This is a genomic window from Paenarthrobacter sp. A20 (assembly GCF_024168825.1).
Classification (GTDB): domain Bacteria; phylum Actinomycetota; class Actinomycetes; order Actinomycetales; family Micrococcaceae; genus Arthrobacter.
Genome location: NZ_JALJWH010000001.1, coordinates 1 through 13,843, shown reverse-complemented (window position 1 = coordinate 13,843; position 13,843 = coordinate 1). Strand labels below are relative to the sequence as shown.

The 13,843-nt window shown below is 63.9% G+C and carries 11 protein-coding genes; 3 read left to right on the top strand and 8 right to left on the bottom strand.

Features of this window, described 5'->3' with window-relative positions:
- Nucleotides 1-167: 167 nt before the first annotated feature.
- The 6 genes from J3D46_RS00055 to J3D46_RS00030 all read right to left on the bottom strand — a co-directional run bounded on the left by J3D46_RS00055 (nucleotide 168) and on the right by J3D46_RS00030 (nucleotide 6,072).
- The gene (locus J3D46_RS00055) at nucleotides 168-1,751 is read right to left on the bottom strand and encodes a carbohydrate-binding domain-containing protein (RefSeq protein ID WP_253464355.1); all 1,584 of its coding nucleotides are present in this window, start codon (nucleotides 1,749-1,751) and stop codon (nucleotides 168-170) included.
- 30 nt (nucleotides 1,752-1,781) lie between these two features.
- Nucleotides 1,782-2,543, bottom strand: coding sequence for a polyphosphate polymerase domain-containing protein (locus tag J3D46_RS00050; RefSeq protein ID WP_253469104.1), 762 nt, complete (start codon nucleotides 2,541-2,543; stop codon nucleotides 1,782-1,784).
- A gap of 23 nt (nucleotides 2,544-2,566) precedes the next feature.
- Nucleotides 2,567-3,256 carry a DUF4956 domain-containing protein gene (locus J3D46_RS00045; RefSeq protein WP_231341589.1) on the bottom strand — a complete coding sequence of 230 codons (690 nt, stop codon included), beginning with the start codon at nucleotides 3,254-3,256 and terminating at the stop codon, nucleotides 2,567-2,569.
- A complete protein-coding gene (locus J3D46_RS00040; RefSeq protein WP_253464353.1) occupies nucleotides 3,256-4,419 on the bottom strand; it encodes a bifunctional glycosyltransferase family 2/GtrA family protein in 1,164 nt (387 codons plus the stop codon). Before J3D46_RS00040 ends, J3D46_RS00045 begins: the two co-directional genes overlap by 1 nt.
- Nucleotides 4,416-5,402, bottom strand: coding sequence for a phosphodiester glycosidase family protein (locus tag J3D46_RS00035; RefSeq protein WP_253464351.1), 987 nt, complete (start codon nucleotides 5,400-5,402; stop codon nucleotides 4,416-4,418). The genes J3D46_RS00040 and J3D46_RS00035 overlap by 4 nt, the downstream gene beginning before the upstream one ends.
- An 82-nt stretch (nucleotides 5,403-5,484) precedes the next feature.
- Nucleotides 5,485-6,072 (bottom strand): DinB family protein, encoded by a 588-nt coding sequence (locus J3D46_RS00030; RefSeq protein ID WP_253464349.1) that lies wholly within the window; start codon nucleotides 6,070-6,072, stop codon nucleotides 5,485-5,487.
- A gap of 175 nt (nucleotides 6,073-6,247) precedes the next feature.
- Here J3D46_RS00030 and J3D46_RS00025 point away from each other — a divergent pair, with 175 nt between their 5' ends.
- Entirely contained in the window at nucleotides 6,248-8,620 is a 2,373-nt protein-coding gene (locus J3D46_RS00025) for a polysaccharide lyase 8 family protein (RefSeq protein WP_253464348.1), read from the top strand.
- Between the two features lie 72 nt (nucleotides 8,621-8,692).
- On the opposite strand, the gene J3D46_RS00020 is transcribed toward J3D46_RS00025, so the two are convergent.
- A complete protein-coding gene (locus J3D46_RS00020; protein ID WP_253464346.1) occupies nucleotides 8,693-9,877 on the bottom strand; it encodes a substrate-binding domain-containing protein in 1,185 nt (394 codons plus the stop codon).
- A 142-nt stretch (nucleotides 9,878-10,019) separates the two neighbouring features.
- Here J3D46_RS00020 and J3D46_RS00015 point away from each other — a divergent pair, with 142 nt between their 5' ends.
- A complete protein-coding gene (locus tag J3D46_RS00015) occupies nucleotides 10,020-11,519 on the top strand; it encodes a sulfatase-like hydrolase/transferase (RefSeq protein WP_253464341.1) in 1,500 nt (499 codons plus the stop codon).
- On the opposite strand, the gene J3D46_RS00010 is transcribed toward J3D46_RS00015, so the two are convergent.
- Entirely contained in the window at nucleotides 11,516-12,541 is a 1,026-nt protein-coding gene (locus J3D46_RS00010; RefSeq protein WP_253464338.1) for a Gfo/Idh/MocA family protein, read from the bottom strand. The genes J3D46_RS00015 and J3D46_RS00010 overlap by 4 nt on opposite strands.
- A gap of 258 nt (nucleotides 12,542-12,799) precedes the next feature.
- Here J3D46_RS00010 and J3D46_RS00005 point away from each other — a divergent pair.
- Nucleotides 12,800-13,843, top strand: a 1,044-nt coding sequence (locus tag J3D46_RS00005) for an ABC transporter substrate-binding protein (RefSeq protein WP_253464335.1), incomplete at its 3' end; no start/stop codon positions are given.

Sequence of the window (13,843 nt, the reverse complement as noted above, 5' to 3'; positions counted from 1 at the left end):
GCTTCGACTGATTCCAGCGTGGCGCCGCTATATCAAGGAACCTTTTCGATTGGCTCAAGTTCGCATCAAGTTTGCGGGGGAGGCTTGCAGGGGTGGCCACCTTCGTGCGGGGGGACACAGCAGCGCCCGACGGCGGGGCTGATCGCGCTCCGCCCCGCCCACCGGACCTACCAGCGGCCGCCGCCACCGCCCGGGCCCTGTGCCTGGGTGTACTGACCAGCCGTTACGGTGCCCTGGTCTTCGGCTCCGTCGATGGATCCTGTGGTCAAACCGGCCTTCGCATCGGCACTGCCACCCGTATATACCGTGTACGTTTCGCCATCGGTGATGGCAGAGGAGGAGTACACCAGTGACGCGATGGTCTTGGTGGTGACGAAAGTGGCAACTACGGCGCCGGAGGAATCAACAATGTGCACCGGAGTGCCTGCCGATACCGAGGAGTTGAAGGTCAGTTGCACGCCCGACTGCGTGGACGAGGTCCCCGGAGTGACCGCCATGCCCGCGCTGCCTGCTGCGGCCACGGTTCCGCCGCTGACTACCAGCTCGCCGTTCACGTCCAAGGCGCCGTTGCCTTCCTTGGTGGGGCCATTGACCACCACCGTTCCGCCCGAAATGGTGGCACTGCCGTTGGAGTCCAAACCATCGCCCTCGGAATTGATGGTCAGCGTTCCACCGGACACGTCCACTGTGTAGTCACCGGCCGCCATCTCGCCGCCGCCCATGGGACCGCCGCCACCAGCCGCGGCGCCGCCATCGGTACTGGTGGACGAACCGCCCGAGGCGTTCACGCCGTCGTCGTTCGCTGTGACGGTGACGTCGCCGCCGGTGATGGAAATGTGCTGCGCCTCCAAGCCTTCCTCGGATTCGGCCACGGTGACGGTACCGCCGGAAACGGTCAGGGTGTTGAAGGCCTTCACGCCGTCGTCGCCTGCGTTGACGGTCAAGGAACCACCGCTCACCAGCAGCCAACCGCGGCCTTCGTCCGTGTCGTTGTCCGCCTTCACCCCGTCCCCGCCGGCGGTCACCTGATAGGCGCCGTCAAGCAGGACCGTGTAGTCCTTGCCGCGGATTCCGTCGTCCACGGCGTCAACGGTGACTTTCCCGGCGGCCAGCACCAGGCCGTCCTTGGAGACAATGCCGTCGTTGGATTTTCCGTTGACGGTGAGGGATCCTGTGCCGGCAATGGTCAGGTCGGCCGTGGAATAGAGCGCCGCGTTGGGGGCGTCTTCGCCCTGGTCGGCGTAGGTGGTGGCATCGGTCAACGTGTTGGTGCTGCCGTCTTCCAAGTACACGATTGCTTCGTCCGCGCTCTGCACTACAAAAGGCGAACCTGCGGAGTTGCCCAGTTCCACGCCGTCCAGAATGATCCGCACCGTATCTTCCTCTCCCGCGGCCACCACGATGTGGCCGTCGCTGAGCGAGCCGCTGAGGCGGTAGGTTCCGGCCGCGCTGATGGTCACGGTGTTGCCGTCCACCGCCACGCCGGTGGAGGACGACGACGTCACTTTGCTGCCGCCGTCGGCCAGGCTGATGGCCACTTCCGTTGCGGCGTCCCACGTGAGGTCGTCGCTGTCGTAGTGGGTGTCCTCTTCGATGGTGGCTGCGGTGACTGCCTGCTGGGTGGTGGTTGTCGTGGTGGACGTGCCTGTGATGCCGGTGGACGTCGAGTTGGTGGCGGCCGTGGAGCAGCCGGCCAACGATATGGCCAAGGCGACTGCGGCAACGGAAAGGGACGTGCGGAAGGAGCGCATAGTGGGATTCCTAAGTCTGTGGAGGGAAAATCAGTGGAGGGGGCGCAGGGGCATCCGGCGCCGGAGGGTTTGGTTCCAGCGGTTGGCCGGCAGCTCGGGATGGAGTGCAGCCATGCCGGTGGCGAACTTCGAGATGCGGCACGGCCGGACGCCGTGTGCCCACAAGTGCCGGTCTAAAGGGCCAGGGGCGGAGCCGGACTTCGTCTCCACCACTACGGCGTCGTCCAACATCCATGGGTGGCCGTCGGGGCTTTGCCAGGTGACGTCGGTATCGATGGTCGCGCGGCTTCCTGATTCGGGAAGGAACAAGGTGGTGCGGTCGTATCGCGTGGACAGGACTGGCTCCAGCGGTCCGAACCTGACATTGCCAATCGTGGCTGCCAAGGTTTCATTGATGTAGGCCAGGCCTTCCTCGGTCAACCGGTCCCGGTCGGACAACTCATAGGGGATCCGTTCCTTGACCGTTGCCTCCCGGGCGCCTTCGGTCTTGACCTCCAGGAAGCTGACGGCGCTGTCCACATAGGTCCGCGTTCGGATCTTGAACCGCCGGCGGCGTCCATGGGCGGCCAGCATGTAGCTGTCCAACCCGGGGGTGTCGAAGTACACGGAGTCGTAGTCGAAGGTCCGCTTCCCGTCCATTTCCAGGACGCGGGCTTCAGCGCTGAACGTGCTGAGGATCTTGCGGGCAGTCGCCGACGGAACCAGATACTTTCGGTCGACCCGGGTCAGCAGCGCGGCTTCCGTGGTGAGTTCTTCAAGTCCGACGGCGGGCAGGTCGCCCAGCTGCGGCATGATCGGTTGGGCGTCGACGCGGCTCACGCTACACCTGCCGAGGTGGGCACGGACGGCTGGGCGTGCGTTGCCTGCTCCTGCGTGGACTGTGCCGGCAGTTCCTGGGGTGCAGGGGAGAGTGCGCCTGCGGGCTGGTTGAAGCCAAGCTCTGCGTGTCGCGGCTGCTGCTGCGCGCGGACAGCGTACCGGACGTCCACGATCGTCTTGTCGTTGACCATGTCCAGCTCCTGGATGGTGGCCGAGTGGACCGTACCGTTGAGGACTTCCTCCAGCCGGGCGTAAAGCTCTGGTTCGTTGTTGATGGCACGGTCCAGGACCACGGTCTGGTGGCGGTAGGCAGGGAGGACCCGTGGGTTATCGCCGACGAACATCACCAAGAGGACCAGCGCCATGAGGGCCAGGGTCAGCCAGAGCGGCTCCACCCCGATGCCGGCGATCAAGCCCAGTGCCAGAGCGGAGAAGTAGTAGGCCACCTCGTGCTGGGCGAGTTCCGTGGAACGGAGCCGGATGATGGAGAGAACACCGAACAAGCCAAGTCCCAAGCCAACCCCTGCGGCCGAACCCGACAACGCCGTTGCCACTGCCAGGACGCCGACGTTCATGCCGAGGTAGGAAACTACCAAGTCACGACGCCTGTGCCGGCGGAGGTAGAGGGCGAGCGTCAAAATGGTGATGGCGGCCAGGTCTGCCGCGATGAGGATGATGGTGTTCATCAGTTACTCCGGAATCTCTTGGGGGATTGGTTTCCACTTTTCCCGGTCATGCTGTGCTGAAACTGTGCCGGGACCAAGGCTGGGATATGTGTTTCAGGGGCGGCTGGCTCCGACTGAACGGCCCGTGCCGTTACGGAGGCGCGGGACTTGCGGACGAACAGGAAGCGCTGCTGCACGGCATAGCTGACAAACAGCAGCGCGGCCTCCGTGAGGATCTTGGCGGGCAGGTCCGGAATCGAGATGGAGGTGAGGGCCCAGATGGCGGTGTAGTTGGCGGCCAGCAGGACAATCACCAAGGCCACATAGCCCGTAGCCGCGGCGCGGAGCGAGGTGTCCTTGCCGTGCTCAAACACCACCCGGCGGTTGACCATGAAATTCACCGAGGCACTGACCAGTCGGGCTCCCACCACCGCCACCAGGAGCGAATCCGTGAAGGCACTGAGGATGACGAACATTGCCAGGTCCACCGCGAACGCGGACAGCGACGAGCCGAGGAACTTCAGCAACGGCGCATAGATCCTGATCGAGTCAGCCACAGGCCTGAAGTGCGATCCCGAGTTGTGGTCCAGATAGACCGTGGCTATTTCCACGCTGTCGATGCCGTAGCCGGCCTGTTGAGCCTCGAGCAGCAGATTGAGTTCGTACTCGTACCGCTGGCCGCGGACCGAGACAAGCCACGGGAGCATGTCAGCCCGGTAGCCCCGGAGCCCGGTTTGCGTATCTGTGATCCGTTGACCCGTCGCGAGCCTGAACAGCCCCCGGGTCACCGTGTTGCCAAACTTGCTGCGGGCCGGCACATCACCGCTGAAGTTCCGGCAGCCAAGGACCATCGATGCCGTGACGTGGCGGACACGGTCGGCAACGGCCAGGATATCGGCCACCCCGTGTTGTCCGTCGCTGTCGGCACATACAACGTCGTGGCCCGGGAAGCGCTCCGCGATGAAGGCGAAACCGCTCTTGAGCGCATGGCCCTTGCCGCCGTTCACGGCGTAACTGAGCACATGGCACCCCAGCCGGGCGGCGGCGTCGAACGTGTCCTGGAAGTCCTGTCCGGAGCCATCGTCCACCACCACGATGGTCAGCCACGGGTCCGCTTCCTGGAGCTTTTGGACGAGGTTGATGAGCTGGTGGTCCGGTTCGTAGGCCGGTATCAGGATGATCATGACTGGGCGATGTAGAGGATGTCGGAGGTGCCGCGCTCTTTGTTCTCACCGAGCGGGTTGTTCACCAGCGAGCCGTTGAAGTACATGGTGGAGGAGCCGCCGCCGTCGATGTTGTACGCGGTGGTGGCGCCCAGGTCCTTCATGATCTGCGCGAGGCCGGTCATGGTGACACCGGCGGAGTAGCCCGGGCTGCGGCCATCGACCACCACGAACACCAGGTGGTTGTCGTCGATGACGCCCACGGCGGTGCGTGGCTGCTCGCCCTGGATGGAGTGGTTGCCGAAGTTGGTATCCACCTCCACGTCCTCGATGCCAGAAGCGATCTCGCCGTTGTCCAGCAGCGACGGCCCGAAGGAGAGCGTGTTCCAGACCCCGTCGGCTATGAGTTGCTCGGCAGTGGTGGTGGTTTCGTCGTACACCTTGACGGTGCCGTCCTTGTAGAACGCGAGCCCCTGTCGGGCACCTTCGTCCCGGTACACCACGCCGTTGCGGATCACGATGCCCGTGTCCCGGAAGCCGTAGTAGTCGCCGTTGATGGCGAAGACAGCGTTGTGGTCTTCGGCGATCGCAGAGGTGTTCTCCGTGATGTTTTCGCCGTAGGTATCCTCAGCGAACGCCGACTTCAGCGTGGTGGCGTCATCAAGCACGACGTCGGCAACGTAGTAAGTGACGGTGTCGTCGCCGCTGCCGGTGGTCACCGTGGAAACGGTGACGCCCGTATCGCCGGAGGTGTAGGAGGTATCCGTGACCACGGCGCTCGCGGACGTGTCCGCGGACGTCTCATCGGTCGAGCTGTTTGTCGTAGTGCCGGCCTGGCTGGCTTCGTATTCGGAGACGTTGGTGATCTGTGCGTGCGGAATAACAAAACGGTCCAGGGCCCAGGCTGCGGCACCCCCGGCAGAGAGAGTGACCGCCAGGACGGCGGAGACGACGACGCGCCGGGTCCGGCCGCCCTTACGGTTTTCAGTCTGTGGAGGAGTCATTCCTCATTTGTACGGAGCAAGGCTACGCCGGAGGTTTGCCCAACATAAGCGTGGGCTGTGAAAGGTCAGGGCGGCGGGAAGTTCAGTAGTGGCGGCGGTCAGCCTCCCGGGCTGCTTCCTCGATACGGTAGCGATGGGCTGCCCATTCTTCGGAGTTACGGCCCGGGATGTTCGGATCCCCCGGCCTTTGCCCAATGCTGCCGTCGATGAGCTCGCGGATGATGTCTGCATGTCCTGCGTGGCGGGCTGTCTCGACGCACATGTGAACCAGGATTTGGTGGAGCGTCACGTCCTTCTTCTCTTCCGACCACCACGGCACCACACCTGGAGCATCCAGGGGGAGGGACTCGATGGTCTCATCGCTGTGCTTGGCCGAGAAGTGGTGCAGCTCCAGGATTTGCTCACGCGTCTCGGTGACGGGTACCCACATATCGGAATCCGGTTCGGCGTCATCGGCCAGCCAGGGCATGTCCCTGCCGCTTGGCCGCCCGAAGGTCACCCCGAAATAGTCCAACTCCACGCTGGCCACATGCTTCACAAGGCCCAGCAGGTTGGTGCCCGTGGGCGTCATGGGCCTGCGGGCGTCATACTCGCCAAGGCCGTCCAGTTTTCCGAGCAGGTCCGCCCTGCGGAGCCGCAAATAACCGAGCAACATCGCTTTGTCATCCATGGGGAGCACTCTACCCAAGGGGCATGACAGAAATGGGACCCGACGTTCAGATGCGCAGGCAAGGTACTGCTTTATTCCTCCCTACCACCTCGCGTTGACTACAACGCAAGCCAGTGGAGGGCACCGGCCAAAAGACGCCGGACCATGCCCATCCACGAGTGTTAGGAGCAACTCCTTGTCACTTCAATTCCCTCGCAGGACCCTTCTTCAGGGCGCCGGTGCCCTGTCTTTGGCAGCAGTGGTCAGCTCGATGTTTGCCCGGAATGCATGGGCCGAAACAGCACCGGATGCCGCGCAATTCGCAGCGCTGCGAACCCGCTGGGTGGACCAGATTACCGGGCGAAATGTCATCCAGGCCGGCGATCCGGACTTCGCCAAAGCGATCACGGCCCTGAACAGCAAAGCAGCTGACTCCTTGGCGAAGCTCAACCGTGCGCCCGGCCGGACGTCGGTCTTCACGGATCTGTCCTTCGCCAAGGACGCGGAAATGGTCACCACGTACACCCGCCTCTCCCAACTCGCCACGGCTTGGGCGACACCCACCGCGGCGGTGTTTGGGGATGCCTCGGTGCTGGCAGACATCAAAGCGGGACTCGCTGACGCCAATACGCTCTGCTACAACGACGCCAAGGAAGAAGTTGGCAACTGGTGGTCGTGGGAGATCGGTGTGCCCCGGGCCTTGGCCGACACCATGGTGCTGCTTCACGCCGAGCTCTCCGCCGCTGAGATCCAGGCCTACTCTGCCGCGATCGATCACTTTGTCCCCGACCCGTGGCTGCAGTTCCCGCCCAAGCGCGGCAAGATCACCTCAGTGGGAGCGAACCGCGTGGACCTGTGCCAGGGAATCATCATCCGGTCCTTGGCCGGGGAGGACACGCCCAAGCTCCAGCACGCCATCGCCGGCCTTAGCCAGGTGTGGCAGTACGTCACCAGCGGCGATGGAATCTTCCGGGACGGCTCCTTCATCCAGCACAGCACTACGCCTTACACGGGCTCCTACGGTGTAGTGCTGCTGAACGGACTGTCCAAACTCTTCGCACTGCTTGGCGGCACTGGCTTCGAGGTCTCCGACCCATCGCGCAGCATCTTCTTCGACGCCGTCGAGGGATCGTTCGCGCCGCTCATCATCAACGGAGCCATGGCCGATTCCGTCCGTGGCAGGAGCATCAGCCGCGAAGCGAACACGGGATACGACCTTGCCGCGACCAGCATAGAAGCCATCCTGCTCCTGGCCCGTGCCATGGACAGCGCGACGGCAAGCAGGTGGCGGGGGCTCTGCGCCGGCTGGATCACGCGCAACACTTATCGCCCCATCCTGACTGGGGCGAGCGTGCCCCGGACGGCCCTGGTCAAAGAGCTGCTGGCGGCCGGCGTCGCGCCTGTGCCTGAATCCCCGGGACACCGGCTCTTCCCGGCCATGGACCGCACCATCCACCGGGGGACCGGGTGGGCTTTGTCGTTGTCCATGGCCAGTAACCGCATCGCTTGGTACGAATGCGGCAACGGGGAGAACAACCGCGGGTATCACACCGGTTCCGGCATGACCTACTTCCACACCGCGGACCTGGGCCAGTACGACGACGCCTTCTGGGCCACCGCCAACTACAACCGCCTTCCCGGCACCACGGTGGACACCACCCCGTTGCCGGACAAGGTGGAAGGTGAATGGGGTGCTGCCGTCCCGGCCAATGAGTGGACCGGGTCCGCCGCACTTGGTGAGGTGGCCGCCGTCGGACAGCACCTGGTGGGTCCCGGCCGCACAGGCCTGTCGGCCCGGAAGTCCTGGTTCGTCAGCGGCGACGTCGCCGTCTGCCTCGGCGCCGATATCACCACCAGTTCCGGAGCCAGGGTGGAAAGCATCGTTGACCACCGCAACCTCCACCAAGGCAACAATGCACTCACGACGGCGTCGGGCACCATTGCGGCAACGCCGGGCAACGCTGCTGTGCTGAGTGACGATCGCTGGGTCCACCTGGAAGGTTTCGGTGGCTATGCCGTGCTCGATTCCTCGCAGCTCACCGTGCTCCGGGAAGGCCGTTCCGGAAGCTGGTCGGGAGTGAACATCAACGGCAGCACCACCGTGCAACAGCGGAATTACGCAACCATCTACGTCGATCACGGTGCGGGTGCTGGACCGAAGAGTTACGCCTACTTGGTGGCCCCGGGGGCGTCGGCGAAGGAGTGCGGCAAGCTGGCGAAAGGGAACAAGCACGTGGTGATCCGCAACGATGCCACGGCGCAGTCGGTGGAATTCACAGCCGAGAAGACCACCGCAGCGACGTTCTGGAAGCCCGGAACGGCAGGCGACCTTGGCGCCTCCGGCCCGGCATGCGTGGTGTTTTCCCGGCACGGCAACGTCCTGAGCCTGGCTGTCAGCGAGCCAACGCAAAAGGCGGCCAGCCTCACGCTCACCCTGCCGGAAGGCACGTGGTCAAGCGTGCTGGAAGGCGCGGGCACGCTGGGAACGGACACTGCGGGCAAGACGACCCTGACGCTGGACACCACCGGGCTCAGCGGGCAGGCACGGGTGGTGAAGCTCCGCCGCTAGAAACCTTGTTGCGGGGCCTGTTCTGCGAGCTATTTGGCCCTGAAAAGGATGCAGAGCAGGCCCCGCAACGAACTAGAGATGGCTAACGAGCTTGGCCCCGCAGGAATCACGAACCACGATCCTTGGCCGCAAACGGATCTGGTACAGCGGGCAAGCGTCGCCCTCGGTCAACCGGCGCAACAGGACATCGGCCGCCATCACGCCGAGCCGATGCTTGGCAGGGGACACCGCAGTGAGGGGAATCTGCGCGAGATCAGCCATTTCATCGTCATAGGAAACCAACGCAAGGTCCTCCGGTACGCGGATCCCGTGCCTCCCCGCGGCCCCTTCCAACAGGGCAGCTTCCCGGTCGCCGAACACCAAAGCCGCCGTTGCACCGCTGCCTGCAAGAAGCCGGAACATGTGCTCGGCCTGATCCGCCTCCCATTCCGGCTTGGTGGCGCTGAACGCCATGTCGTAGTGCCCGGTTGTGTCCAGTCCCAACGCTTCGACGGCGGCAGCATACCCTGCGATCACCGCGGCCTGGGTTGGGTTGCTGCTGCGCGCGGCCTCGTTCGCCCGCGTGAGCAGCCCAATCTTTCGGTGACCCAAGCGATGGAGGTGCATCACGGCGTCGTACGCTCCGCCCTGGTGATCCGAGCAGACGTGTTCGGTCCGGTCTCCCGGCCCCAAATCGTCCAGGCTCCGCTCCAGCAATACCACCGGGACCGGCAGGGCCATGAGCTCGGCCACCCGCTGTTGGGGATTGTCCAGGCCGGTCAGCGTAGGCACCAGGATGAGCCCATCTACGCCGGCGTCCAGGAGGAAGTCGATGCTGGCGTTCTCCCGGGTGAAGTCGTAGTGGTAGGTGGAAAGCTGCAGGCTCGCGCCGCGGGAGGACAGGTGTTCCTCGATGCCTTGCAGCACCTGCGGGTAGTAAAGCTGGGTGTCCGGCAGGAGGACACCAATCACGTATCGGGAACGCTTTTGCGAGCGCTGCGGTGCGGCGACGAAACTTCCGGCACCCTGCCGCCGGACCACCAGCCCTTTGTCCACCAGGTCCTCGAACGCCCGGCGCACAGTAGTCAGCGACAGCCCGGTGTCCAGTGACAGTTGCTGCTCGGTGGGCAACTTGGTTCCGACAGCCCACGTCCCTGCCAGGATGCCACGCCGCAGGTTGTCGCTGAGGTTCTGGAACTTCAGGTTCTGCTTTGCCGTGTCGCGGACGGTTGCGGAGGCGGGTTCAGCCTGGACGGGCTCGAGGTTCTTCCTTGGCATGATCAAACTCCACCTGTGAACGGACGATTCCTCCCATCTTGCCCCACTGTTTAGGGAGTATTTAGATACTAATTTTGGCGATCTGCAAGGTACTGGGGAATGCTCATTGATTCCTCGCCTCGAGGCTGCGTAGCAATATAGGGTGTCCAACGAAAAGCCGAACATCATCTTCATCCTCAGCGACGACCAAGGTGCCTGGGCGCTGGGTTGCGCCGGAAACTCCGAGATCCACACTCCCAACCTGGATGCCCTCGCCGCCCGCGGGACGCGTTTGGAGAACTTCTTCTGCGTTTCGCCTGTCTGTTCTCCGGCCCGCGCCAGCCTCATGACCGGTGATATCCCTTCACGCCACGGCGTCCACGATTATTTGGCGGGCGTCGAAACGGGTCCCGAAGCAGTGGATTACCTGCGGGGGCAGCCCCTTTTCACGGATGCCCTGGCGGACGCCGGCTACACCTTGGGGCTCTCCGGAAAATGGCACCTGGGCGCCAACGATATGCCGAGGAAAGGCTTCAGCCACTGGTTCGCTTTGGAGGGTGGCGGCAGCCCTTATGACCGGTCAGTGATGTACAGGTTCGACGGCGGCACCAGCCACCGGGAGTCCGTCACCGAATACTTGACGGACGCGATTACCCGCGACGCACTGGACTTCCTTGACGAAGCCTCGAGGGAGCCCGGGCCCTTCTTCCTCGCCCTCAACTACACCGCACCCCACAAACCCTGGAAGGACCAGCACCCGCCCGAATTCGAGGAGCTCTACAGCGACTGCCTGTTCGCCAGCTGTCCGCAGGAGCCCCTCCACCCGTGGACGCCCACCGTGGATGGTGTGCCGATTGGCGGCGAGCCGGACGTCCGCGCCGCCTTGGTGGGCTACTTCGCGGCGGTGAGCGCCATGGACTCCGGGATCGGAGAGGTCCTGCGCCGGTTGGAAGGACTGGGCATCCTGGACAACACCCTTGTCATCTTCAGCAGCGACAACGGCTTCAACTGCGGCCACCATGGCATCTGGGGAAAGGGCAACGGGACCTTCCCGCAGAACGTCTACGACTCCTCCGTCAAAGTCCCCGCGATCTTCGCGCTTCCGGGGCGGATCCAGGAAGGAGTTGTCCTCCCGGAGCTGCTGTCCGCCTACGACGTCGCCGCCACCGTTCTGGAACTCGCAGGACTGGACGTCCGGCCCTTCGAACGCGGTCCCGGGCAGTCTTTCGCAGAGCTGTTGCGCGGGCTGCCAGCCCCTGCAGTGGCTGGGCGCGATGAGAACCCCGACGGCGGCGGGCGGCCCGCCGCTGCCGGGGACCGCGCCGTCGTGGTCTTTGACGAATACGGCCCGGTCCGGATGATCCGCAGTGCGGAGTGGAAGTATGTGCACCGGTACCCGCATGGCCCCCACGAACTGTACGACCTTGCGGCTGATCCGGATGAACGGGAAAACCTTGTGGATGAACCGGCGCACGCCGGGCGTGTGGCCGGGATGAGGGCCCAACTCCAGGAGTGGTTCCAGCGCCATGCGGGCCCCGGGCTGGATGGAAGCTGGCTTCCGGTGGCCGGTGCAGGCCAGACTGCGTCCGTGCTGGAGGATCCCTTGGGGGCCTTTACGCCACCTAACTGGGACGGCACGGCCGCAGCCGGCAGCACCGGCTAGGGAACTTCGCTCAGGATCCTCTTGGCATTCGTGGCGTCGCCGGACTCATTGATGACCAAGGGGGTACCGGACTCGGCGGCCGCGTAGGACGCCAGGACCACCTCCACGATGTGGCGGGCGTGTTCGACGCTGACTTTCGGTGTTCCGCCGTCGAGCACCCTGATGAAGTCTTGCAACTGCAGGAAGAAGCCCTCCTGGATATCCTGCGGCCGCGGTTCCCACACGGTGCGGGTGGTGCCGTTGCTGCGGACCAACGTTCCGCTGTGCGGGCTGCAGGAAATTGTGCCGTGCTCGCACACGATGAGGACCTCATCCATTCGCTGGGTGGCGTCGGAAACAACCACGACGTTGACATGGACACCATTGCGGAGCGTCAGGGAGATGGCGCCGTCCGTTTCCACCGGAACACCGAAGCGTTTGAGAGTGGAGGCATTGAGGGATTCGACAGGTGCCCCACCGAACCAGATGGAACGGTCAAGGCAATGGCCGCCGATGTTCATCAGCGCCCCGCCGCCGGCCATGGCCTCGCTGAAGAACCATTCCGGACGGGTGCCGGGGCGGTAGTCGGTGGTCCTGTAGTCGCGGATCATCCGGACCTGGCCCAGTTCGCCCCCAGCCAGCACGTCCTCGGCCGCCAGCTTCTCCGGCAGGAAATGCTGGATCTGTCCGATGACCAAGGACACTCCGGCGTCGCGGCAGGCCTGGATCATGCGATCGCAGTCGGTCACGGTGGTGGCCATGGGTTTTTCCACCAGGACGTGCAATCCGTGTTCGGCTGCGGCCAGCACCATGTCCAAATGCAGCGCATGCGGGGTATTGATGATCACTGCGTCCAGTCCAGCCTCGCCGAACATCGCCACATAGTCGGTATAGACCTGGGCGCCCCACGGTGATGCAACTCTTTCCGCCGGTTCCCTTTGAAGGTCGCAGACTGCAGCCAGTTGGACGTTGCTGATCCGTCCAGCGGATTCGGCGTGGAAGTGTGCCACGGCACCGGCGCCAATGATTCCCAGTCGTATCAATTTCCCTCTTTAGCTCGGAGCCGAAGCGCGGACACTGCCTGCCCGCGCTGATCACCTTGATTGTTGGGGAGCGCCAAAGGAGGAATAAATGCCTAATCGGAGTGAACTGCAGGCCCCGGTTCGGTCAGTTCGCGCCGGGATCCGTAACCGGTGCCGACTCATTCAAAAGTACTCATTGAATCCTGCTTTCACTGACTGTGAGAGTCGTCTCACTGAACCGCATCCGGCCGGTTCCCCCTCACTTGAAAGGTGATTCCCATGGGCAAAACAGCCCGTCATCTTCGCCCGCTGGCCGCCCTGTTGGGTGCAGCACTCGCCCTGTCCACCACAGCATGCGGTGGAGCCACAGATGCCTCCACCGCGGCCGAGGCCGTGGACATCTCCGGCTCCATTTCGGGCCAAACCATCAACTACTGGTCCATGTGGAAAGACGGTGAGCCCCAGCAGAAGGTCATCGCCGCCGCCATCGCCGATTTCGAAAAGGAAACCGGAGCCACAGTCAGTGTCCAGTGGCAGGGCCGCAGCAACACCGAGAAGCTCGTCCCTGCGCTGAACACCAACAACGTCCCGGACCTGGTGGACGGAACGTTCGCAAAGCTAGCGCCCGTGATTGGCGAAACCGGCCAGGCGAGCCCGCTCACGTCGGTCTACTCCTACGAGGTGGACGGCAAAACGGTCAGTTCGGTGATCCCGGAGAAGTTCACCAGCAATGGCGTGTTCAAGGGAGAAGACGGACAGCCGTGGATGGTTCCCTACAGCGTCAGCTCGGATGGCATCTGGTTTGATGCCGCAAAGCACCCGGAGCTCAAAGCCAAGCCGCCGGCTACCTGGGATGAATTCATTGCGGTCCTGGACAAGCTGAAGGCTGGAGGAACGGCTCCCATCGCGGCGGACGGCGACGTTGCGGGCTACAACTCCACCTGGTTCGTGACGGCGCTGCTCCGGCTCAAGGGTGCAGGCAGTTTCAAGGCACTTGTTGAGGACAAGTCCGGTGAAGGCTGGGACGACCCCTCAGTGCTCGAAGCAGCCCGGAAGGTTGAAACCCTCGTCAACGGCGGATACCTCAACAGTGGCTACAACGCGAGCAAGTTTCCGGCGCAGCAGCAACTTTGGGCAAACGGCGACGCGGCCCTGATCCTCAACGGCTCCTGGACGCCTACCGAAACCGGTTCTTACGCCGCCCCGGGATTCGAATACTCTTCCTTCCAGTTCCCGGCCATCGACGACAAGCCGGCCAGCGCCCGTGTGGACTTCATCGGCTTCGCAGTACCGGCAAAGTCCAAGAACCAGGTCCCCGCACAG

What these genes read in the sequence shown, in the direction of transcription:
- J3D46_RS00055 (WP_253464355.1), bottom strand. Translation starts at nt 1,751, where the DNA reads ATGCGCTCCTTCCGCACGTCCCTTTCCGTTGCCGCAGTCGCCTTGGCC.
- J3D46_RS00050 (WP_253469104.1), bottom strand. Translation starts at nt 2,543, where the DNA reads ATGCCGCAGCTGGGCGACCTGCCCGCCGTCGGACTTGAAGAACTCACC.
- J3D46_RS00045 (WP_231341589.1), bottom strand. Translation starts at nt 3,256, where the DNA reads ATGAACACCATCATCCTCATCGCGGCAGACCTGGCCGCCATCACCATT.
- J3D46_RS00040 (WP_253464353.1), bottom strand. Translation starts at nt 4,419, where the DNA reads ATGATCATCCTGATACCGGCCTACGAACCGGACCACCAGCTCATCAAC.
- J3D46_RS00035 (WP_253464351.1), bottom strand. Translation starts at nt 5,402, where the DNA reads ATGACTCCTCCACAGACTGAAAACCGTAAGGGCGGCCGGACCCGGCGC.
- J3D46_RS00030 (WP_253464349.1), bottom strand. Translation starts at nt 6,072, where the DNA reads ATGGATGACAAAGCGATGTTGCTCGGTTATTTGCGGCTCCGCAGGGCG.
- J3D46_RS00020 (WP_253464346.1), bottom strand. Translation starts at nt 9,877, where the DNA reads ATGCCAAGGAAGAACCTCGAGCCCGTCCAGGCTGAACCCGCCTCCGCA.